The organism is Colwellia sp. BRX10-1, from assembly GCF_014077545.1.
Lineage (GTDB): Bacteria > Pseudomonadota > Gammaproteobacteria > Enterobacterales > Alteromonadaceae > Colwellia_A.
On the sequence record NZ_JACGWC010000003.1, the window covers coordinates 202,469 to 225,700 of the forward strand.

The window sequence follows — 23,232 nt, forward strand, 5'->3', positions numbered from 1 at the left end:
TCGGTTGTATCAACAAAAAAAACCTTTTCATTGATTTAATCGCTTATCACGTAAAGTTCTTTTTGGGTTTGCTTGGTAATTCTGTATACTATCGTCAACTTTTTATTCAACCAATATTTATTATTTTTATGGATCAATTAATTATTTTTGCTGGTAATCATCCAGCACTAAGCGCTGCTTGGGCAGTTATTGTCGTTCTTATTATTGTGACGACTATTCGTATTCAAATGTCTCCTATTAAGCAAATATCTACACAGGAACTTACTTTTTTAGTAAACCGTGAAGAAGGTGTAGTAGTTGATATTCGTACCGAAAAAGAATTTAAAGCGAGTCGTATCATCGATTCGAAAAATTTAGTGAAAGAGAAAGTATCAAATAATGATTTTGCTACCCTTGAAAACTATAAAGATAAACCCATCATAGTTGTATGTACCGCAGGAATTACTGCTACCCCGGTTGCTAACCAATTACTTAAAGCAGGCTTTACTAAAGTAAGCTTGTTAAAGGGTGGTATGAATTCTTGGGTTAATGCCGGTTTACCACTGGTTAAAAAATAATAGCTAATAACTAATAAAGGTTTGATATGACAGTTGATATTTATACTAAAGTAACTTGTTTTTACTGTATGCGAGCAAAAGCTTTACTCGAAGAGAAACAAGTAAGCTTTAATGAAATTAAAATCGACAATAATACAGAATTGCGTAATGCCATGATCAAGCGTAGTGGCGGTGTAACTGTGCCACAAATCTTTATTGGTGATCATTATGTCGGGGGCTGCGATGAACTATTCGCACTTCACGCCGCTAATAAATTAGATGAACTTTTAGCAAAAGATTAAAAGTCATCATTATATAAAATAATAAATACAATAGGAAAAAACTATGTCTGATGAGAACACCAATAACGCTGATGCGCCAGAAGCAGCTACTGAACAAGCCGCACCACAATTTGCTATTCAACGTATTTATACAAAAGATATCTCTTTTGAAACGCCAAATTCTCCTGCTATTTTCCAAAAAGATTGGAAGCCTGAAATTCAATTAGATTTAGATACTAAATCAAATAAATTGGCTGAAGATACTTATGAAGTTGTTCTTTCAGTAACCGTTACCGCGACTGTTGAAGGGCAAACGGCCTTTTTAGCTGAAGTCCAACAAGCTGGTATCTTTTCTATTGGTAATTTACCTGAAGCACAACTTGCTCATACTATTGGTGCATTCTGCCCAACAACATTATTTCCGTATGCACGTGAGTCAGTGGCGAATTTAGTGAGTCGTGGTTCATTTCCACAAATTAATTTAGCACCAGTAAACTTTGAAGCACTATTTGCTTCATATGTTCAACAACGTGCCGCACAAGCACAAACTGAACAGATGCCTGCGAGCAGTGAAACTCACTAATTAACGGTTTTTTTTCAAAATCGGCTAGTAGTAACAATAAAATGGAAGTGATGATATGTCGAAATTAACGGCAAAAATCACGGTTTTGGGGGCAGGGTCTTATGGCTCTGCCCTTGCTATTTGTCTCGCTCGAAATGGTCACAAAACCGTATTATGGGGACGAGATCCTCAACATATTGCGCAAATGCAAGCGTCTCACTCAAATGAGAAATATTTACCGGGTAGTGAGTTTCCACCCTCACTGACAACGACTAACGATCTTGAAAGTGCTGTTCAAGCGAGTGAAAACATTTTAGTGGTTGTACCGAGTCATGCCTTCGGCGAAATGCTCAGCCAAATTAAACCCTACTTATTACCAAAGGCTAAAATAGCTTGGGCAACCAAAGGTTTAGATCATAAAACAGGTCGATTACTGCAAGATGTTGCCCGTGATATTCTGGGGGATGATATTTCATTGGCCGTGCTTTCTGGGCCAACCTTTGCAAAAGAGATGGCGGCTGGCTTACCAACGGCTATTTCATTATCGTCAACTGATGATGATTTTGTCACTGAAATTTCTGATCTATTACATTGTGGCAAAACCTTTCGGGTCTATGCAAATAAAGACTTTATTGGTGTACAACTCGGTGGTGCGGTTAAAAATGTGATCGCTATTGGTGCTGGCATCGCCGACGGTATTGGCTTTGGTGCCAATGCTCGTACTGCGTTAATTACCCGTGGTTTAGTTGAAATGACACGTTTAGGCTGTGCACTTAATGCCGAGGCAAGTACTTTTATGGGGATGGCTGGATTAGGTGATTTAGTCTTAACTTGTACTGATAATCAATCACGCAACCGTCGATTTGGCTTAGCACTTGGCAGCGGCGTTGATGTTGAAAAAGCGATGGCTGATATTGGCCAAGTTGTTGAAGGCTATCGTAATACCAAAGAAGTTTATATGCTAGCACAACGTATGGGCGTAGAAATGCCGATAGTTGAGCAAGTCTATCAGGTACTTTATTGCGGAAAATCAGCAAAGCTAGCCGCTGCTGATTTACTGTCCCGCGACCGTACTGTCGAATAATTTTACACCTTGTTTGGCTTCGTTTATCTTTACTATTGTAAATTTAAACTGAGCCTTCAAAGCCCATTTGTCGCCAAGCTTCAAAAATAAGCACTGCGGTGGCATTCGATAAATTCATACTCCGGCTGTCTTTTAGCATGGGGATACGAATTTTATCTTCATCGGGTATTTGCTGTCTTACTTCTTCTGGCAAACCACTGGTCTCTGAGCCAAAAAGTAAATAGTCCCCAGGTTTAAAGGCAATATCACCATAGTAATTGGTTGTTTTAGTGGTTACCGCTAAAACTCGCTCAGGTTGTTCACTTTCGATAAAAGCTTGGTAATCTTTATGGCGCTTAATGGCTGCAAACTCATGGTAATCTAAACCTGCTCGGCGAAGCTTTTTATCGTCTAGGTCAAAGCCAAAGGGTTCAATAAGGTGTAGCCTAAAGCCTGTATTCGCACAGAGGCGGATAATATTACCGGTATTCGGTGGAATTTGTGGCTGAAACAAAACGACGTCTAACATAAAAATGTACTTAAATTCGAAGATGATAAGGTATTATACCAAACGAATTACTATATTGTACAAATTAGCGCTTAAGTAGCAAGCATGGAAAAGTAATGACTATGAGTGAAGCTTTATCAAAAAAAAATGATTACAGTTTTTGGGTAAGAGTAGCTGCTTTCGCTGCTACTGGAACGGCCTTATTACTTTTTCTTTTGAAACTATATGCTTGGGTGGTAACAGATGCTAGCTCAATGCTGGCTTCGGCCACCGATTCGATGTTGGATTTATTTGCTTCGTTGATGAATGTGGTTATTCTTCATTATGCATTGGCACCCGCCGATGAAAAGCACAAATTTGGTCACGGTAAAGCCGAGAGTTTAGCCGGTTTAGTACAAGCCGCTTTTGTGACCGGTTCTGCCTTGTTATTGATCTTTCATGGCTTTGACCGAATTATTCACCCCAAACTGGTTGTTAAAACAGAAATAGGCATAGTGGTGACGATTATAGCTATCGTGATGACACTGTTACTAGTGGTGTTGCAACGTTTTGTGATTGCCAAAACCCGTTCCGTTGCCATTAGTGCAGATGCTTTGCATTACCAGTCAGATTTATTATTAAACCTGGGCGTATTAGCGGCGTTGATTTTAAGCAGTGGCTACTCTTTATATGCAGATGGCATCTTTACTTGTCTTGTTGGAGTGTTGCTATTGAGTGGCGCTTTAAAAATTATTTACTTAAGTGTGCACAACTTAATGGATCATGAACTGAGTGAAGAAGAGCAGACTGAAATTACCGCTATTGTGGTTGCTCATGATTCGACCATAGGTGTTCATGACTTGAGAACCCGACAATCAGGCCCGCATCGCTTTATTCAATTTCATTTAGAGCTCGATGACCGACTGTCTTTACTGGAAGCTCACGATATTGGTGAAGCGATAGAAGAAGAAATTGAAGCGAAATTCTCGCCTTGCGAAGTGTTTATTCATCATGATCCCACTTCAGTGGTGCCAATTAAAACGGTTAATGTAGATCAAGAACCGAAACAGAAATAACATTAAGTTGAATGTGTATCAAACCACTGCAGTGCTTTTTTTAAGGCGGGGCTGCGGTACTGGTCTTGCTCAAACATAAGCTCGTGCCGCGCATTGTCGACAGTGAAAGGTTTGCCTTCAGGGCAAGACTGTTGGTGGTATTGGTGCAATTGCTGGCAGAAAGTGTTTTGCGCTTTATTACAAACGATCGTGTCGTTACTTGCCTGCATGACTAAGATAGGTGTAGTCAATTTAGCTAAATCTGCAAAAATATTTTTCTTAGCGATAATGGCTTCTTTGAGCCAATGAGTGGTGACGCCGCCCAATTGTATTTCTTTATTTTTCTGATAAAGTTCCACAAAAACTTGGTAGCGAACAGTCGATTGACTAAGCTCATTTTTAGCAAAAGGTGTATCGTTAAAGGCCGTTTGTCCAATAAAAAAATTAGCTTCAGTAGCTAAGTAAGCGTTAAAAAAATCACCTAAATAAATAATCCCTTTGGCAAGCCAGTTAGCGATATTGCCGTAGTTAACTGCAATCATTGGCGAGGTTAACACCGCAGATTTTGCTGACAGTGGGTATAACTGCATCATGCGAACAGCAATGGCTCCCCCCATCGAATGTGCTAATAAATGGGGTTTTTTAGCGGGCGTTTTACTGGCATTATTTGTGGCACTTTCTAAAACAACCTCATCAATAAATTTTTTAAGATCTTCGGCGTAGTCATCAAATTTTTTTACATAGCCTTTTTGGCTATCATTCAACAAACGTTGTGACAAACCTTGACCACGGTGGTCGACGATAAATATATTATAACCTTGCTGATATAAGTCAAAGGCGAGCTCTTGATACTTTAGATAGCTTTCAGACCGTCCGGTAACCAGTACAAGATTTTCTTGATTTTTGGAGTGAGTAAAGGTTGCGTAATTTATTCTTATTTTATCGACGCCACTAAAAGATGAAAAATAACCTAGCTGCCAAAACTGTTTTATTTCAGTTGATAAGCGAGCACTAAGCTCACTTTCTTTGCCATAGTCATTACTATTGATTTTCGCTAAAGCCATGTTGTTTAATCCTAAGGTCGCATGACATTAGCGGTGATAACTCACTTATGCTCATCAGTTTTATGTCAGTGTTGTGCTTATTGGCAAAGTAATGGTTACAGATAAACCACCAGAGTCGTTGTTTTTAGCACTAATTTCACCATTATGTGCTAATACTGCTTGCTGCGCTATCGCTAAGCCTAAGCCGGTGCCACCCGTGTTTCTATCTCGGGCTTCATCGACACGATAAAAAGGCTGAAAAAGTTTTTCGATGGTACCTTGAGGAACGCCATTACCGCTATCGCTAATGATAATCTTAATACTGTCTTGTTGATTGAGAATAACACTCGCCATATAAATGACCACTTCACTGTGCTTTGGGCTATATTTAATGGCATTAATAATGACATTACTAAAAGCACTGCTTAATAAATTTTGATCTCCAGGTAGATCCAAAGAGAAAAAGTGCTTCATAGTAATTAAGATATGTTTTTCGTCAGCAAGGTACTGGCAGTCTTGACAGATATCGGCTAATAATTCATCAAGATGAACGGTTTGCAAATTAATTTTTTGAAAGGTGTTTTCTAATCGAGAAAGAGAAAGCACATCGCTTATCATTTCATTTAAACGGCTAACTTCTAGTTCACAGCGCGCGAGATGCTTTTTTTGCAGCTCGGGTTTGTTAATCGCTTGCTGAGCTAGGCCAACCGCAAGTTGTAAGCGAGTCATCGGGGAACGAAGCTCATGGGAAACATCGGCTAATAAACGCTGATTAGCGGTTAGATTTAATGATAACTTGTCGGCCATAGTATTAAAGCTGGTGGCAAGTGAACCCAGTTCGTCTTTTCTTTTATTGGCATGTTCGATACGGGCATCAAGCTGACCGTTACCAATATCGGTTGCCGCACGTCGTATTGCCAATATTGGCTTAATTAATGTTCGTGCTAATAACCAGGCTAATAGAGCACTGACCGCAATGGGGATGGCAAGTTTCAACCAATTGGGCAGTTGCATAATAAAGGAATCAAAATGTCGAGACTGACCTTTAATGGCTAAATATAGTTCGACGGGTTGATTATCTAAAATGATATTTTTAGGGCCGGTAATACGAGATCTCGGAAATTGAATCGAGGTGATGGCTGAAAAGCGATTTTTTTCTAGGTAGCTAACCAAGTCTTTTAAAAAACGGCTACTATCGGTGGTGAGCTGACCACTATCAATATTTCTGATAATAATAGCTTCATTAGGTGACTTTCCTCGATATCGCAAAAGTCCATCGGCTGAAGTATTATTCCTTTCAATATGTTTAGCGATACGGTTCAATTTTTTGAGGTCACCATGGTGTGCAGGCAAAACAATACTGTTCTGTGCTAACTGCGCTGAGATAAATCGTGTTGCTATAATAGAGCTTAAGGCGAACAGCCAAAACCATAAAAATATCTTAAAGCCAATCGATGAAAATGACTGTCTAATTTTATTGAGCATTAGTCATTTATCCCCGTGCTCTCTCCTGTGAGGAAGATATAACCCGCGCCTCGAATGGTTTTTAATTTATCACTTGCAGAAAACTCGAGTAACTTACGGCGAATATTACTGATGTGCATGTCGATACTGCGATCAAAAGCACTCAATTTTCGTTTCAAAATTTGTTCTGATATTTCATTTTTACTGACGATTTGACTGGCATTATTCATCAGCAAAGCCAATATTTGAAATTCGGTACCGGTTAATTCAACTAACTGTTGATGGCAAAAAGCCTGACGAGTGCTATGTTCAAGCCTGACCTCATTAATTTGCTGATGGCTGATAGTACTTTCATTGGACTTAACTATTTTAATACGCCGTAAAATAGCTTTAATGCGTGCCAGTAATTCACGATGCTGAAAAGGTTTCGCTAAATAGTCATCGGCGCCTAGCTCCAAGCCTAATATTCTGTCGTCGTTATCACCTTTAGCCGTTAACATTAAAATTGGCGTTTTATGCTGGCCACCTAAGGCTTTTAATACTTCAAAGCCATTTAGTTTTGGCATCATAACATCAAGTAATATCAGTGAGAATTTTTCATCATAAGCACGTGCCAGACCACTAACACCATCATGGCAGGCTTCTAATTCAAATCCTTCATACGAGAGATACTCAGTTAATAACTCAGTGAGTTCTTTGTCGTCATCGATGATTAATATTTTCTGTTTGCTCATGAGGTTTTGTTATCTTTTGTTAGTGACGGTATTTGGCGTATCTTAATATTAACTTAACTGTTATTAGAAAACTGACTTTGTTGTTGCCTTTACAAAAACTTTACACTGCCTTGCGTTTCTTTGCGTTGCAAGGTTTATAGTTACCTCACTTAGAAGAATGAATCGATTCACCGAGCTCGCTCAGTAATTGATTGATTAACTTATTCGATATTATTATCAATTTAACCCAGAGGTAAATCTTATGAAAAGTAAACTATCAGTTTTATTAGCCAGTGCAGTATTAACCTTATCCTTAGCAAGTACAGCAGCGTTGGCCATTAATAACGGCGATGGCGTTAACAATGACCGTCATGATGCCAAGCATACCGGTAACCATCAGCACAAATCAAAGCGTGGCATGAAAGGTGACTTTAAAAGAATGGCGAAGTATTTAGCGCTTACTGACGAACAACGTGAACAGGCAAAGGCGATAAATAAAACGGCAAAAACAAGTGGTTTAGTATTGAAAGAGAGCATGCAAGGTTTTCATCAACAACGTAAAGTGTTACTGATGGAAGAGCACTTTAATGAACAAGCTTTTGTTGATTTACAAAGTCAATACCAAGATATTATTGCACAAAAAGCCTTAATTAAAGCAAAGAAAGAACACAGTTTTATGATGATATTAACGGAGGCACAAAAAGAAAAAATGCAGTCACATCAAAAGCATGATGGGAGAAGAAAGCATCTTGCTGAGTAATCTTATTATCTAGCAATACTGAAAGAAAATATTTTAGACATGGTGCTTTCTACCGGTTGGTCATTATAACTTGCCGGGGTGAAACGCCATTTTTCTAATGATGAACGAATAGTATTACGAAAATAACTGACTCTGCCTTCACCATCGTATTGAATATCACGTACATAGCCATTTTTATCTATGGTGAATGTAACTTCTACATCTGTTTCAATACCTTTTCGCTTAGCATTGGCAGGGTATTTTGGGTATGTTGATGTCAGTAATTGCGCGGGTGCGTGTTCTGGCATGTAGTTAGTTGTCGATTCACTTGTCGAGGAAAGTACTTGCTCTATCATCTGTGAGCGACGAGTTGTTGGTAGCGCTAAGTGCGAATTTATGGCTAATGGCTGCTTAGTCAAATCAGCTATTTGTGCAGCGTATGGGTTTTTTAATAATGAAGCTTTTTTGGTTGAGTCAGTGCGCTCAAAGGCTAATTCTGCTGGCGATTTACCCATAGTAACCGTTTGACTTAATGCCAATTGAGCTAAAGATTTGTTTACCTTTACTTGAGTACTAGGCAGTTCAGCTTGATTTTTTTGAACAGCCAAAGATTCAGTAAAATTACTTAAAGGTTCAGATTTAGCCTTTTTAAGCCCGACTAATTTATTGTTTACGACTGTCGCTAAGGTATCGACAGTATTCTTTTCTTGGGGATTGTTGGCATTACCCGTGTTTTTAGTACTGTCGTTGTTCTCAAAGTAAGCTTGTGCGACTACGAGCTCAGCATTTACTGGATTTTTATTGGTCTTTTTAGGAAAAAATGGCGCTATCATCTTTGCGGGTAGTTTGTTTTCTAAGGCATTACTTTCATTGCCTCGGTGTAATAATTGCTGCGCCAAAGAAGGTAACGCTATTTCATCGCCACTATCTGTGTATGTTTTGAAGTCATCATCGGCGCTGCGGTATAAAGGAATGGTATCAGTGCCTATATCTAAGCTAGGAATTTGGATGTATTTTTTACTGCCCACAGCAATAATTGAGAAAATAATGACGATAGACGCTAACCATTTTCCTGAGTGAGTCGTTGTTGAGCAGTGTTGGTCGTGGTCAACTAAACGTAGAACGCGTTGCTTTAAATCACCACCCGATGCCGCCATTGCCATAGCGGGAATAGAATGATGACGGTGGCTGTCACATATTGAAGCGGTATCTGCCAGAGTGTGCGCATAAGCAACAGGGTTACCACAATGCTGCACAGCAATATCATCACTACAATATTCACGCTCATTACGCATTTGCTTTGACACCCAACGCACAGCGGGGTGGAAGAATAAAAAGATTTCTACCAAGGTCTGAATGAAGTTAACTAGATAGTCATGTCGACGAATATGTGCCAGTTCGTGCAATATCAACATATCAAGTTGTGCGGGTGTTAAACCTGTCAACATAGTAACGGGAACAAGTACTATCGGCTTTAACCAACCTATTGCCATAGGCACATCATTTTTAAGCGAGATTAAAAGTCGAGGTGAACAGGTTAATTTTACTTGTTCAACTAAGTGCTGAAATCTGGCTTCAAGTTCAGCATTTGCCGGCGAGGTGCCTATTTTGGGTAGTTGGTTAACATTATATAATTCGATGAACAGCTTTAGCGCTAAGGCAAAGCTTATTGTTACCCATGTTAATGATAAATAGGGTAAGAATTCAACCGCATTGGAGTACCAAACAGCTGTGTTTTGGGCGTCATTATTTATGATATCGCCCAGCAAGATGCTGTTATTTAATAAAGGACCAAATTGTGGAAAGTCAGCTTGAGAGATAATATAGAAAGTGAAAAAAGGCAGTAATAAATTAGCTACCATAGCCAATGACGCCATCGCATAACGCCATTGTGGTTTTTTATAAGAAGTAAAGGTTAATGCCAACTTTAGCGCAAGCGCAACGAAAATCCCTTGCCAAAGAAAATGGATAAGGGTTAACGATAAATTGTATAAAAATGGACTACTCATTAAATTAATCTGACATTATCCTTCCATGTTATAGCACTTTTTAGATTGTACTATAACAAGTGTAGCAGTTTTTACTTTTCTAGCTCATTAAGTAATTGACGAATGTCGGCAATTTCTTCTTTACTGGTTGATTCATCTAAAGCTCGCATCACTAATTTTGACGTTGAGCCACCAAAAGCCTTTGAAGCTAGGTCTTTTAATAATGAAGATTGTGTAAAAGTTTCACTATTTGATGGTGCATAGACATGGGCACGATTACTTTCGTCTCGAATGACCAAGGTTTTTTCATGCATAATTTGTAAAATCTTCAAAACAGTGGTGTAGCCTGTCTTTTGCGTTTTACTGACAACATCATGTACCTGACGAACTGTTGCTGGACCGACTTTCCAGAGAACATTAAGCAAAGTTAACTCTGCTTCTGTAGGCTTGATATTTGTATTATCTCGAGCCATCTAAAATCCTTAATACTATGAATAATTATAAGTTATATACGAATGCAATCGTATCTTGTGTTGATAAAATGAGCAACACCTTTTGTTGTTAGTGGCTTTGTTTTAAAATATCACTATGATAACAAAGGTTTTTAAATTGAATTTATTTTTGATTTGCTCAAGGTTTAATGTAGTACGAGCGAGGTAGTTAGTAAAAATGGTAGCGATTTTTAGTGTGATATTAATTAAACATCGACCGGTGATTTTTGATGGTGTTTGACTAAGCTCCGTGATTACAGGGGGCAGTGAACTTATCGATAATCGAGATAATTATGCACTAGAAAAGACATCAAAACAGAGTGGTTAGCGATGTTATTGGTCACGAAGGCATCATCGACCCAGACTTATTGCCCTGATTGCTGGTCGTACTGAACGTCAAGCTCTATAACCCTTACCAAAATCTAACGAAAAGCCAATAGCATATTCAGGAAATACACTACTGACTCTTTAATGAGCAATGACTTTATGGTTAATCAGCGTTAACAACATTGGCGTAGAGTTCACCTAAGCGGGTAACTGTGCCTGGATAAGCATCAACATCAAACTCGATCATGCCAGGACCAAACGTTGATACTACCGTAGAGCCAAGTTTAAAACGTCCCATTTCATCACCTTTTTCAAAAGTGATCGCATCAGCGCCGTCAGCAGGGTAACTTTCTCTGAAAATTCCTTTGGCTCTAGGTGAAGTAACCGTACCTGCCCAAGTCGTCTCTATACTAGCAACTATGGTTGCGCCAACAAGTACCATAGCTAAAGGTCCTGAATTTGTATCAAAGATAGCGACAACACGTTCGTTACGAGAAAATAAGTTAGGCACGTTATTAGCGGTTAATGGGTTAACAGAAAATAAATCACCGGGTACAAAGATCATTTCGCGTAATGTTGCTGCCATCGGCATATGAATACGATGATAATCTTTTGGTGCTAAATAAATACAAGAAAACTTTCCGCCTTGAAAAGGCTTTGCCGTGTTATATGAACCACCCAGCAAGGTTTCCAATGAATAATCGAAACCTTTTGCTTGTATTAAACGTCCGTCTTCAATATCGCCTTGCTGACTAATAGCACCGTCAACGGGATAGCAGAGTGTTGTTTCATTGTTATCAATAGGGCGCGCGCCATCTTCAAGTTCGCGGGTAAAAAAATCGTTGAAGGTGGTAAAGTCTTCAGCATTTTTAAGCTTTGCTTCTGACATATTAATGCCGTAATGCTTGATAAATGCCTCAATGGCTTTTGTGGTTACTCGGCCACATTCCGCAGCGGCAAATTTTCCAGCTAAACGCGAAATTAAATGTTTAGGCATGAGGTATTGAAGTGTGATTTTTAATTTATTTAAAAGCACTGAATTTCCTTTATATTATTAATATTAATTTAGTCGTTAAAACGAGAGGTTAATTTATTATCGCCTAGGCTGGCTAAAATGCGTTGAAAGCTCGCTAAACGTTTTGGATGTATTTTCATTTCTTCACCTGCTGCTATCAATGCACAACCAGGATCATTTTGGTGTTTACAATCTCTAAATCGGCAACCACCCAAGTAATCTTCAAATTCAATAAAGCCACCATAAACTTCTGCTGGCGTTAAATGCCACAAGCCAAACTCTCGAATACCGGGTGAATCAATTAAATCACCACCTTGTTTAAAATGGTATAAGCGAGCAACCGTTGTCGTGTGTTGACCTAAACCAGAGTTTTCAGAGACTATTTTTGTCATTAAACCCAGTTCAGGCATTAAGGTGTTTGTAAGTGTTGACTTACCCACACCAGATTGGCCTACAAAGATACTGGTATGTTCGCTAAGTTGTTTCTTAAGCTCTTCTATACCGTGTTGAGATTCATTACTGACATAAATCACCTGATAACCAATCTCACGATAAATATCGAGATGTTGCTCAATTTCGGCTTTACTGGCTTTATCAAGTAAATCAGTTTTATTGAGTAAGATAACCGGTGTGATACCTGTTTGCTCTGCAGCCACTAAATACCGGTCGATAATATCAGGGTTAAAGGCAGGTAACACCGAAGAGACAATTAATATTTGTGTGATATTTGCCGCTATGGGCTTTACACCGTCATAAACATCTGGACGACTTAATACCGACGTTCGCTCATGAACCGCTTCAATGACTCCTGAAATACTGTGTTGTGTTTCTTTACCTCTGCGCCATAAAACTTTATCACCACAGACCAAAGATTTAACGCCGCGGCGTATATTACAACGTATGCATTCACCATTTTCTGCTTCTACATCGGCATGTTGGCCAAAGCGACTGAGAATAGTGCCGTTTTCAGGCTCTCCCAACTCAGTATCTTGCCATTGCACTTGCTCTGGTTTATTACGCAGTTTTTTAGCTTGATTATCTTTAATGCGCCTTGTCTGACCTTTAGTCAGTTTTTTTAGCTTAGACATGGAGTTTTATCATGATAATTATGGAGTTTCACTCGTCTTTTAAAAGGGTAATGCGACAAAAAGTTTTAATCACAGTTCATTGTCACGTATTATACTGACTAAATCACCATTCATCTAATATACTTGTAATAGTAATATCAGTCTCACTTAGTTTGTTACCTTGCTGTGGCGAAGAAAACAAATGAAGATAAGGCGCTTGATTGAATAATCGTGAGCTATTACGATAAAGAGCAACTTAGCCTTGGCGTACTTTAGGGGGCACAAGTGGGTGATAATTTAATGATATTGGTATCAGTAAAACAGTTGGCATTTTTAAGGAAGCGGCATGACAGGTAACGAGACAAATTTAATTTGGTTAGATTTAGAAATGACAGGCCTAGAACCCAATACAGATGTGATTTTAGAGATTGCCAGCATAGTGACTGACAGTCAGTTAAATATTTTAGCTCAAGGACCTGTTTTTGCTATTCACCAAAGTGACGAGGTGTTAGACAATATGAGTCAGTGGTGTATCGAACACCATGGTCAATCAGGCTTAACTACACGTTGTCGTGAAAGTGTTAGTACGCTAGCCGATGCTACCGAGGCGACGATTAAGTTTGTTGAACAATATGTGCCAAAAGGTAAGTCACCGATGTGTGGTAATAGCATTGGACAGGACAGACGCTTTATTAATAAATATATGCCTGATTTTGAAGATTACTTTCATTACCGGAATATAGACGTTAGCACCGTTAAAGAATTAGCGCGTCGCTGGAAACCTGAAGTGTTAGATAAAGTGGTAAAAACGGGCGCTCATTTAGCGCTTGATGATATTTTAGAGTCAATTGCTGAAATGAAAGTTTATCAAGAACACTTCTTTAAACTATAACGCTCAGCAATAATGTATAAATCAAAGCGCTTAGGGCGCTTTTTTTATGCACGTTTTTAACTGGACACTCACTATAATTTTGTCACGCGCTTTTATCTGGACACTCGCTTTTAACTGGACACTCACTATAAGTTTGTCACGGGCGTTTTTAACTGGACACTCACTATAAGTTTGCCACGGGGTAAAAAAACTTGAAGGTCAGACCAGTTTGCGCGACACTTAATTAAAATTAACAGCAGGCAAATAAATTATGGCGAACAAATTTGGAAAAATAATCAGTAAAGTTAATAGAATGCCGCGCTTTATGCGCTCTTTTTTACTGACTAAAATCTTCTGTTCGACAGTAAAGTATGCTGGTACTTCATCAATAAAGTTGATTTCTGTTTCTCATACCAAAGCGGTATTATCGTTAGAAAACAAAAAGAAAGTACAAAACCATATTGGTGGTGTTCATGCCATTGCTGCGGCACTGTTGGCAGAGTCGGCGACGGGTATCGTTTTTGGGATGAATGTTCCCGACACTTGTGTACCGCTATTGAAAAGTATGACATTTCATTTTCAAAGACGAATGCAGGGAAATTTGTCTGCGGTAGCTGTATTAAGCCTCGCTGACATAGAACAAATAGAAAATGCGGATAAAGGCAGTTTGATGGTTAGTGTCGAGATTACCGATGAATCTGATCAACAGCCTATTGTTTGTGAAATGGAGTGGGCTTGGGTAACCAAAAGACGTTAAATTTGAGAAGATAAAAAGAGCCTGCAAACGCGCTGATTGATTTAACCTTAGTCGGCTATGAGGCGCGTTATTTTTAAAACAGCTTACTCATATCGTTATTAAAAACCGTTGATTCTTAGTGACAATTCCTTACACTGTATTTTTAACTAAATTTACCGTTGAAGGTATTGATCAATATGGACGCTACTCGTTACTTTTTTCAGCAATTATCAGGACGATTCTTTCGGATTGCTTTTCTTTCATTTATTCTCTTTAGCGCCTTAACTGCTCTGTTAGTTCTTCGTGATAATCAAGTGACCTCGTTAGTAGAGAACGAGCTGCCATCGTTAGCGAATAAGCATAAACAACAACAACAAATTTTAATCACTTATCTAGCATTAGAAAATTTAGCTAAACGTATTGATGCCAAAAATTTATCTGCTGACTATGAGGTCGCCCAACAGCAAATTAATAAAATATCTTTACTGGTAAAAAATAATAAAGCTCAGCTTGATTTGATGTATGTTGGCCATAAAGAATTTTCAGGTGTTATTGATAAACTTAGTGAAAATCATCAGAGAAACACTCAACTTAAGCAAAATACCATTATTCAACTGCAGTTAATTAATGATCAATTAACGGTTGAGATTAAGGAAAAACAGCGACAAAAAAATCTGCTGTTACAGCAACTCAATTCAGATAAATACACAGATAAAGTCACCGCAACCCGCGCTAAGGCCTATGTAAAGCAAATTACAGAATTGAGTGACTTGCAACAATTACAACAAACCATTATCCGTGCACTATTAGCCTTTCAACAATTGAATTTACAGTCTTCTATTTTAGATTTTGATGATGTTAGTACCGAGCTAAAGCAAGTATTAACAACCTTTCTCCCAGAAGAAAGCACGGTTAGCCAACAGGGTGAGTTATTAACGCTACAACTTAATACTTTAGAGCAATTATTATTTTCACAACAGAATTCGGTAGCCAAGTGGCGCAGTCATTTACGGTTATCTCGTTTATATGTCGAATTTATTGAGCAACAACAACAAAAATTACAGCTGTTAGTGCTTGAATCTATATCACCAGGGTCTTTATCTGCAGATAAAAAATTACGATTAATCGATTGGCTGCCTACTGAGATAAATGATTTTTTAGAAAAGCAAAACCTCAATGTTAACAATCAAGATTTACAAGTGACTGTGCTTAGTTTGATCGCACTACTATTTGTGCTGTTATTGTCGATGTTATTTAAAAGTAAAAGCAAAATAAAAAAATATGGCCAAGAGAGTGTGCAATTATTTAGGCAGTTCATTGAAAAAAGAACAAAGGATAGTGATGAAAAACTGACCCCCGACTGTTTTAATTCAATGGAAAATAAAGAAATTGCTGAACAGCTTGAAACCGCGCTCGAAACAATGATTAACCCTGAGCACAGTGAGCAAGAGTATCAGCAACAGCTTAGTGAGCAGCAAGCCGCTAATGACAATATAAATCAACAAAATGAAGAGATTAAAAAATTAAAAGCGTCCCTACAGCAACTCGCATTAACCCATAACACGCAAATTTTAGAGCGACAATCACAAGACAATGAAAACACCGCAAAGTTAACCAATATGGTGGTGCGTAGTATGTTGCAAAGCCAAAGTGTTTCTATTGGTGCTGGTGTAACTTCGGTACAAGTTTATCGACAACTCGCGCGTATTTTTGATTGCTGTCAACAACATAAAATTCGTAGTGAATTTTTATCTGCGGTCAAACCTATGACGCTAAGCGATGTTGCTTTACACAGCGAAATTGACGCGGCATTACTTAATATTATTGCCGATGCCCATTTACAGCGTAATAAAATTTATTACCAACAAGATCCACAATTGTTAACTGCTGCGAAAGTTGACGTACGCTTATTTCACCGGCTGTTAAGTGGCCTATGCCGATTACTGCTTGCTGATTTATTTAAAGCTAATTTACATATTAGTACCCTTGTTATCGATAAAAATGAAGGCCAGCAAATTGTTCGTTTTGATTTTTCTGTGACCAGCAAAAAAACAATCGCAAAGCTACCTGAGGCCCTCGAGTGCTTATTATTAGACGAGCGCCTTGAGTCAGCAAAAACCAATACAAACGATACCCTTGATTACATATGCTTACTGTTTGATTCACTTAACGTCACAGATAAAAATGTGCAGTTACAAGAAAAGGGTTACCAGTTCTGCTTTACTCTGCCGATAGGTTTTGCTGATGTAGCACAAGAGATATCGGTAGAGCGTATTAATTTAAAGCAAGCCAATATTTTGTTGTTATCAAGTGATGCCGACATTTGCAGTATTACAGAAAAAGCGATCACTTCAGCTAATGGCATAATAACTACCTTAGCCGATCCTGAACAAGTTATTGAACAACTGAGTACCGCGCAGTTAATTGATAAAAGCATTGATGTCGTTATGTTGGCCAGTGACCTTTATGTAAAATCAGTTGAAAAAATACAGCAACAGATATCAAGTTTATCGATAGATATTCGGCCAAAGCTTTTTGTTATGCAACCCTATCTTAATGCGCCTTTAGAGCGATATGGCTTGTTTGAACAGACAGAAACGCCATTGCAAATACTCACACTTCAGCAAAGCTTAGCTGATTTTTTAACGACAGAAAAAACGACTAACCATCAACTTTCTGCCAGTGTGTTTAATAAACATCAGTATTTATCGACCCAAGTTGAAGTGCTCTTTGCGGTGGAAAATCCAAGTAAACAGTTAACTTTGCTGCGTATTTTACAATGGTTAGGACTACAGGTAAAAATTGTCTGTCAGCCTAAAACAATGACTCAATTGTGGAGCTCTGGAAGATACTTATTGTTATTTACCGAATTTGAACAATCACCTTTTATTAAAATGTCTGCTGGAAAAAGTGTACGCCGTGACATTTTTACTTTTAATCAAAGTAATTTCTCCGTTGAAGACTCACCAAAATTGGCAGATAAGTGGGCTGTTTCTATTTTACCTGCTTTGCATGATGTCGATGCTTTGGTGCTACTTTTACAGCCTTGGTTGAAAGCAAAGCCAACTAAAGTGGTTGCTATTAATACAGTAAAAGCACAAAGTAATAAGACTAAAGAGCATAATAATATTGACGCTGAACTGTTAAAAACAACTGAAAAGCTTGATAGCGTATTATCAAACTTAGATTTAACACCCGCTGCGAAAACAAATCAACCTGAACCTTTTAACCTTGAACACTATGCAAAAAATCAGGGCTCTGCAGAATTGGCAATGTTGATGCTAGATGACTACCTTGCTGATATTGATGACGCGATGAAAAAATTATCAACGGCACTAGCGGTACATAATTACCCATTAGCGATGAGTCTAACGAGTAGCATGTTTACAACCAGTAAAATATTAACCGCTAACGACTTTATTGATATTAGCCAACAGCTATTATTTAGTCTTACGTCAAATACGGTCATAGAACATCAACAAGTTATGTCGTTATTTAGTCAATTAAGCAAACAGCAACGCCTGTTAAATGAGTTTGCTGAGGCAATATAATATGACTACTGGGATATTAGTTAAATGAGTTTCAAAACTGAAAAAGAAATGGATGTTGCTAGTCCTTGTGTAAGAAATTGCTGTTTAAATGCCGATGATGTCTGCCTTGGTTGTTTCCGCCATATTGATGAGATTTTGGCGTGGACAAGCTATAAAAGTAAAGAAAAAATAACGGTAATTAACAACTGTCAACAAAGACGAATAGTGATTCAAAAGAAGCACGATTAAGGTAAAAGTTAAATGGAAATTACTGAACAAAGTGAATTAGACGATTTTTCACAACTTACCGTGCTGATAATAGACGATAACCGATTAGTTCATGACACCTTAAAAAGAGGATTGTATGATATCGGTATTAATCACGTAAAATGTGCAGAAAGTGCTTATTACGGTATAAGGTTATGTGAAACAACACGTTTTCATATTGTTATTTGCTCATTCAATGTAAATAGTGATAAAGACGGTTTTCATTTACTCGAAGAATTAAAATTCAGAGGTCATGTTAACAAAACCACAGTTCTTATTTTTCTCAGTACTGAAACGAATGAGTCTCTTGTTAATTCAATTGTCGAATTACAGCCCGATGACTTTTGGGTAAAACCACTCGCCCCTAAAACAGTGCAACAACGTTTAATCCATACCTTGCAAACTAAAAAGCAATTATTCAATATGTATCGAGCGACTGATACTAAGAGTTTTTCGAAAGTTATATATTTTGCTGACCGCCATCTTGTTAATCAAAGTTTACACCAATATCACCCCAATATATTGCGGATGAAAGGTGAGGCTTACTTAAGTCTTTTAGAATTTGAAACGGCAGAATCTTTTTTTAAAAGCCTATTGAAAACCTATACCTACGCTTGGGTTTATTTAGGCTATGTAAAGTCTTTGTTAAAGCAAGGGCGTATAAACGAAATTAATGAACTGATTGAAAAGTTAATTAATAAGCCCGCTACTCGATTTGGGGCTCATGATATGCTGGCGCAATATTATATTGAGCATGAGCAATATGAAAGAGCCTACGATGAGATAAAAAAAGCAACTGCGTTGTCGCCACGAAATATTGAACGTAATAAAAAATCATGGGATTTAGCACGACTCAATCATGACCATGAAGGACAATATATAGCGACACGAAATATCGCCCAGCAAGCGAAAAATTCTATTCATGATTCACCCGAATTACTCTTAAATGTTATTCGTTCAGGCATTGATTTAGCGGCGGCTATTACTGACGAACGATCCTTTAAAGTTTTGCAGCAAACAGACAAGCATATTAAACAACTTCAAAATGATTATAGCGACGCAAATGAGTTTAAACAGCAGTTATTAGTGATCCAAGCACGGTTATATATTGTTCGTGAACAAAAAGAGAAGGCCACTAAACTTGTTGAAAACCATGTTAATTTTATTGCGTCACCGCAAATTGAAGACAACCTAGATAAAGTGAAAGTCTTTCACGAATTGGGTATGCGCGAAGAAGCGCTGAAAATGTTAGAGATTATCGGTAAACAAGTCTCAGGTGATTCATTAACGAGCCAAGTGATCAATAAATATATTGAGCAAGAAAGTCTTGAGCGTGCTGAAATTAATTTTTCACCCAAACAACTGAACGATATGGCGATTGAACATTTCGAAAAAAATCGTTTACAGCCCGCGCTTAAGGCTATTCAGCAAGCTCTAAGATTAACACCTCATAATATTAAATTAACGATGCGTATGTTAAAAATATTGGTGGTGATTAAACAAAGTAATGAATTTGATGAAAGTCATCAAAAACTGGGCGATGATGCGTTTGCTTTACTCTTGTCTGCGAACATTAAAGGCAGCGGTGTTGAGTCTATAGAGCAGTTAAAAATAAAGTGGCAGCAAGCTGAATCAGCTGAGCCTGCTAAGCATCTCTAGGTAAACCTTTTTCAACACTGCGGATCAAGCGCTCGGTTAATCGTTGATTTTTTATTGGAAAGTCACTTTGCTGTTCTGCAGCGATTCGCTTATTGTCTTGTTGATGCAATGCCCAATTAATATGTTCAGCAACCATAGGCTCTGCGGTTGCTAACTTATTATTTAACGCCTTAACATTTTCTGCACTATATGGCGCATTACCGATGGCAACGGAAATATTTCGTTGCCAGCTATTAAAACCAATACGGCGAATGGGAGACCCCTCTGTTTTATTGAGAAAGGTCGCTTCATCCCAGCTAAATACGGTTAATAATTCAACATCATCAAGATTTTGGCGAGGGGAAAAGTCGCCTTCGTGACTGATGTTAGCAAATTTGTTCCATGGGCAAATGAGTTGGCAATCATCACAGCCATAAATTCTATTGCCAATTAACGGCCTAAACTCTTCTGGAATTGCGTCACGTAATTCGATGGTTAAATAGGATATACAACGGCGAGCGTCTACGACATAAGGAGCCACTATCGCTTGGGTTGGGCAAATTTTAATACAAGAAACACAACTACCGCATTCATTGGCTGTTTTTTCATTAGTCGGTAACGGGATATCAACTAAGAGTTCACCCAAGAAAAACCATGAGCCGGCACTTTTGTTAATTAATAACGAATGTTTACCGACCCAGCCTAACCCTGCTTTTTCTGCTAAAGGTCGCTCTAAGATAGGTGCTGAGTCAACAAATGGGCGAAAGTTGAAGGTTTCACAGTACTCACTAATTTTATCACCGAGTTGTTTGAGGCGTTTGCGCATTAATTTATGATAGTCTCGCCCCAAGGCATAGCGGCTGATATAAGCATGGTCTTTCTTTTTGAGCGTACGGGCAAATTTTGCTTCGGGGGGTAAATAATCCATGCGAACACTGATCACCCGCGTTGTTCCTTCAACAAGCTCTTGGGCGCGTGCTCGCATTAAACCATGCTTTTGCATGTAATCCATTTCACCGTGATAATTATTTTCTAGCCACGTTGTTAAGGCTTGTTCATGACTTGATAAGTCAATATCACTGAAACCTATTTGCGAAAAGCCTAATTCTTGACCCCAAAGCTTGATTTTTTCAGCTAATTCTTGATAGTTAATATTAGGTGTTGTCATAGTTAACATGTCATCGCAGTACAATTTGGTAAAGGGAGATAGAAATGGAAATAAAACTGTTGAGTGCAAGCTTACCACAAGCTGCTTTTTCCGCGAAGCAAGTGTTAGCTAATGAAGCAAAAGTTGCTGCTATAGAAAATATTGAAATGTATTCATTGATGAAAAATGCAGGTCAGGCTGTTTTTCAGCATATCAAGCAAAAATATCTTCAAAATGAAAATGATATAGGTCAAAAAATAGCTAGCCAAAAGCTGTTAGTTATTTGTGGAAAAGGTAATAACGGTGGTGATGGGTTTGTGATTGCACGTTTAGCTGTGCAAGCTGGTTTTCAGGTTTCTGTGCTACTAACGACAAAACCAGAAGAATTATCCGGCGATGCTTTACGCGCTTACCAAGCTTACATCAATGTTAATAAAGTTGAAAATGGCTTGATTATATTTGATCAAAAAACGGCTAATGTTGAAATGGTAGCGAATTTTCAAGGGAAGTTAATTATTGATGCACTATTTGGTATTGGTTTTAAAGGACGCCTACCAGAAACTCTAGTGACATTAGTTACTTCTATTAACCAGCATTTGGCAAAAGTGATTAGTGTTGATGTGCCTTCAGGTTTATGTGCAACTACAGGTGTTGTTGAAAATACGGCAGTCATTGCTAACAGTACTGTCACTTTTATTGCTCTAAAGTGCGGTTTAGTGACGGGACAAGCCATTAACCATGTTGGGGAAATCTATTTTGCTGATTTAGCATTAGGTCAAGCATTTACAGATCAAGTGAAGACCAATATCACGGTTTTTGGCAACGACTTTTTTGCTGCTTTACCTAAACGCAAAGCAAGCAGTCACAAAGGAAATATTGGATTATTACTGGCTGTTGGGGGCGGAGAAGGTTTTGCTGGTGCGATACGTTTGTCGGCAGAGGCGTCATTGCGCAGTGGTGCTGCATTAGTGAGTGTTTGTTGTCATAAAAATAATCGAGCATTAGTCTTTAATGGCCGCCCAGAATTAATGTTAGCGCCTAGTTGCGCAGAACAACTTGTGGGATCAATGACATTAAGTAAAGCTAAGGCTTATGTGCTTGGCCCTGGTTTGGGTCAAAATGAGTGGAGTCAGGCATTATTTGATTTAGTACTGGCTCAAAAAAAATTATGTGTGATTGACGCCGATGGTTTGAGTTTGTTGGTGCAAGCTTACCAACAAAATTTATTAACGGATAAAATTAAAAGTAACCCTTGGGTTTTAACGCCGCATCCCGGTGAGGCTGCAACGCTATTAAATTGCACTGTGACAGAAATAGAGCGAGATCGTTTTAGCGCCGTAAAAAAAATAGCCCAACAATATCAATGCGTGAGCGTATTGAAAGGAGCAGGGAGTTTGATAAGTGATGGTCAACAGGTTTGGGTGAACACAACGGGTAATTCAGGCATGGCAAGCGGAGGCATGGGCGATGTGTTATCAGGTATTATTGCGGCATTGCTAATGCAAAAAAGCTCGTCAGAAAAAGGGGAGGGACTGCAAGAGCGAACTGATTTTGCAAAGCTTACAGCCTTGGCCGTTTATATTCATGGTAAGGCTGCTGACATTATTGCGCAAAAGCATGGAAAAATTGGTATGCTAGCAAGTGACCTATTGCCAGTTATACGGCAGCTTATAAATAATAAATTTTAGAAAATAATTGATGAAAGAAATGCTTACAAACAAAAACTACTTTTTAGCTGATGAATCAGCAACTATAGCTATGGGTAATAAATTAGCTGATATTGTAAAAAAAGAACTAAAACAAGGTATTGTAGTATATCTTTATGGTGACTTAGGTGCGGGAAAAACCACCTTAACTCGAGGTTTTGTGCAAGGTATGGGGCATATTGGCCACGTAAAAAGCCCAACCTATACTCTCGTTGAACCTTATGAATTACATGACTGGTTAGTTTATCATTTTGATTTATATCGCTTGTCAGATCCTGAAGAACTAGAATATATGGGCATTCGAGATTATTTTGCAGATAACTGCTGTTGCTTTATTGAGTGGCCAGAAAAGGGGCTAGGTATGATCAAGGCACCTGATTTGCGTATCGACTTAGCGTATAGTGAAGAGCAAAGAACCATCAACATACAAGCAAAGACCTCTTTGGGTGAGCTCGTAGTAAATGCGCTTAGTTAATGTGCGCTAATAGACGCAAAAGGAAAGGGCA

General features: G+C 38.4%; 22 protein-coding genes. 13 read left to right on the top strand and 9 right to left on the bottom strand.

The genetic code is table 11. The annotated features are described in order from the left end of the window. The first annotated feature begins 128 nt into the window (after positions 1-128). From H4J75_RS04740 to gpsA, 4 genes are read left to right on the top strand one after another with little or no spacing between them, the layout of a single operon-like run. Complete coding sequence (locus H4J75_RS04740; RefSeq protein ID WP_182221512.1) at positions 129-557, top strand: rhodanese-like domain-containing protein; 429 nt, start codon at positions 129-131, stop codon at positions 555-557. Between the two features lie 26 nt (positions 558-583). Continuing rightward, positions 584-838 carry a glutaredoxin 3 gene (grxC, locus tag H4J75_RS04745; protein WP_070375115.1) on the top strand — a complete coding sequence of 85 codons (255 nt, stop codon included), beginning with the start codon at positions 584-586 and terminating at the stop codon, positions 836-838. A gap of 43 nt (positions 839-881) precedes the next feature. Continuing rightward, positions 882-1,400: a protein-export chaperone SecB gene (gene secB / locus H4J75_RS04750; protein WP_182216040.1), complete on the top strand. Its 519-nt coding sequence runs from the start codon at positions 882-884 to the stop codon at positions 1,398-1,400. 55 nt (positions 1,401-1,455) lie between these two features. Next, on the top strand, positions 1,456-2,463 hold the full coding sequence (gene gpsA, locus H4J75_RS04755) for an NAD(P)H-dependent glycerol-3-phosphate dehydrogenase (RefSeq protein ID WP_182216042.1): 1,008 nt from the start codon (positions 1,456-1,458) through the stop codon (positions 2,461-2,463). A gap of 43 nt (positions 2,464-2,506) precedes the next feature. Here the strand turns inward: gpsA and trmL are convergent, their stop codons facing one another. Beyond that, positions 2,507-2,971 (bottom strand): tRNA (uridine(34)/cytosine(34)/5-carboxymethylaminomethyluridine(34)-2'-O)-methyltransferase TrmL, encoded by a 465-nt coding sequence (gene trmL, locus H4J75_RS04760; protein ID WP_070375112.1) that lies wholly within the window; start codon positions 2,969-2,971, stop codon positions 2,507-2,509. Positions 2,972-3,066: 95 nt separating this feature from the next. Between trmL and H4J75_RS04765 the strand changes: the two genes are divergently transcribed. After that, entirely contained in the window at positions 3,067-4,005 is a 939-nt protein-coding gene (locus H4J75_RS04765; protein WP_259366403.1) for a cation diffusion facilitator family transporter, read from the top strand. Between the two features lie 2 nt (positions 4,006-4,007). Here the strand turns inward: H4J75_RS04765 and H4J75_RS04770 are convergent, their stop codons facing one another. From H4J75_RS04770 to H4J75_RS04780, 3 genes are read right to left on the bottom strand one after another with little or no spacing between them, the layout of a single operon-like run. Then, entirely contained in the window at positions 4,008-5,048 is a 1,041-nt protein-coding gene (locus tag H4J75_RS04770) for an alpha/beta fold hydrolase (protein ID WP_182221513.1), read from the bottom strand. A gap of 60 nt (positions 5,049-5,108) precedes the next feature. Further along, positions 5,109-6,512 carry an ATP-binding protein gene (locus tag H4J75_RS04775; RefSeq protein WP_182221514.1) on the bottom strand — a complete coding sequence of 468 codons (1,404 nt, stop codon included), beginning with the start codon at positions 6,510-6,512 and terminating at the stop codon, positions 5,109-5,111. Next, the gene (locus tag H4J75_RS04780) at positions 6,512-7,225 is read right to left on the bottom strand and encodes a response regulator transcription factor (protein WP_182216048.1); all 714 of its coding nucleotides are present in this window, start codon (positions 7,223-7,225) and stop codon (positions 6,512-6,514) included. The genes H4J75_RS04775 and H4J75_RS04780 overlap by 1 nt, the downstream gene beginning before the upstream one ends. A 241-nt stretch (positions 7,226-7,466) precedes the next feature. Here H4J75_RS04780 and H4J75_RS04785 point away from each other — a divergent pair, with 241 nt between their 5' ends. Further along, on the top strand, positions 7,467-7,964 hold the full coding sequence (locus tag H4J75_RS04785) for a Spy/CpxP family protein refolding chaperone (protein ID WP_182221515.1): 498 nt from the start codon (positions 7,467-7,469) through the stop codon (positions 7,962-7,964). Positions 7,965-7,969: 5 nt separating this feature from the next. Here H4J75_RS04785 and H4J75_RS04790 read toward each other — a convergent pair whose 3' ends face one another. From H4J75_RS04790 to rsgA, 4 genes are all read right to left on the bottom strand, one after another. Beyond that, positions 7,970-9,952, bottom strand: a complete 1,983-nt coding sequence (locus tag H4J75_RS04790; protein WP_182221516.1) for a M56 family metallopeptidase — start codon at positions 9,950-9,952, stop codon at positions 7,970-7,972. Positions 9,953-10,023: 71 nt separating this feature from the next. Further along, positions 10,024-10,404, bottom strand: coding sequence for a BlaI/MecI/CopY family transcriptional regulator (locus H4J75_RS04795; RefSeq protein WP_070375106.1), 381 nt, complete (start codon positions 10,402-10,404; stop codon positions 10,024-10,026). A gap of 508 nt (positions 10,405-10,912) precedes the next feature. Beyond that, a complete protein-coding gene (asd, locus tag H4J75_RS04800) occupies positions 10,913-11,785 on the bottom strand; it encodes an archaetidylserine decarboxylase (RefSeq protein ID WP_310733761.1) in 873 nt (290 codons plus the stop codon). 29 nt (positions 11,786-11,814) lie between these two features. Next, complete coding sequence (gene rsgA / locus H4J75_RS04805) at positions 11,815-12,852, bottom strand: small ribosomal subunit biogenesis GTPase RsgA (RefSeq protein ID WP_182221517.1); 1,038 nt, start codon at positions 12,850-12,852, stop codon at positions 11,815-11,817. A gap of 325 nt (positions 12,853-13,177) precedes the next feature. Here rsgA and orn point away from each other — a divergent pair, with 325 nt between their 5' ends. The 5 genes from orn to H4J75_RS04830 all read left to right on the top strand — a co-directional run bounded on the left by orn (position 13,178) and on the right by H4J75_RS04830 (position 19,894). Beyond that, entirely contained in the window at positions 13,178-13,723 is a 546-nt protein-coding gene (gene orn, locus H4J75_RS04810; RefSeq protein ID WP_182221518.1) for an oligoribonuclease, read from the top strand. A gap of 250 nt (positions 13,724-13,973) precedes the next feature. Next, complete coding sequence (locus tag H4J75_RS04815; RefSeq protein WP_070375103.1) at positions 13,974-14,459, top strand: DUF4442 domain-containing protein; 486 nt, start codon at positions 13,974-13,976, stop codon at positions 14,457-14,459. Positions 14,460-14,635: 176 nt separating this feature from the next. Next, on the top strand, positions 14,636-17,989 hold the full coding sequence (locus H4J75_RS04820; RefSeq protein WP_182221519.1) for a hypothetical protein: 3,354 nt from the start codon (positions 14,636-14,638) through the stop codon (positions 17,987-17,989). A 24-nt stretch (positions 17,990-18,013) separates the two neighbouring features. Continuing rightward, a complete protein-coding gene (locus tag H4J75_RS04825; RefSeq protein WP_182221520.1) occupies positions 18,014-18,217 on the top strand; it encodes a DUF1289 domain-containing protein in 204 nt (67 codons plus the stop codon). 12 nt (positions 18,218-18,229) lie between these two features. Continuing rightward, a complete protein-coding gene (locus tag H4J75_RS04830; RefSeq protein ID WP_182221521.1) occupies positions 18,230-19,894 on the top strand; it encodes a response regulator in 1,665 nt (554 codons plus the stop codon). Here H4J75_RS04830 and queG read toward each other — a convergent pair. Beyond that, entirely contained in the window at positions 19,881-21,041 is a 1,161-nt protein-coding gene (gene queG / locus H4J75_RS04835; RefSeq protein WP_182221522.1) for a tRNA epoxyqueuosine(34) reductase QueG, read from the bottom strand. The two genes, H4J75_RS04830 and queG, sit on opposite strands and share 14 nt — an antisense overlap. A gap of 44 nt (positions 21,042-21,085) precedes the next feature. Here queG and H4J75_RS04840 point away from each other — a divergent pair, with 44 nt between their 5' ends. Next, entirely contained in the window at positions 21,086-22,708 is a 1,623-nt protein-coding gene (locus tag H4J75_RS04840) for an NAD(P)H-hydrate dehydratase (RefSeq protein ID WP_182221523.1), read from the top strand. Positions 22,709-22,727: 19 nt separating this feature from the next. Beyond that, on the top strand, positions 22,728-23,201 hold the full coding sequence (gene tsaE / locus H4J75_RS04845) for a tRNA (adenosine(37)-N6)-threonylcarbamoyltransferase complex ATPase subunit type 1 TsaE (protein ID WP_404842705.1): 474 nt from the start codon (positions 22,728-22,730) through the stop codon (positions 23,199-23,201). Positions 23,202-23,232 lie beyond the last annotated feature (31 nt).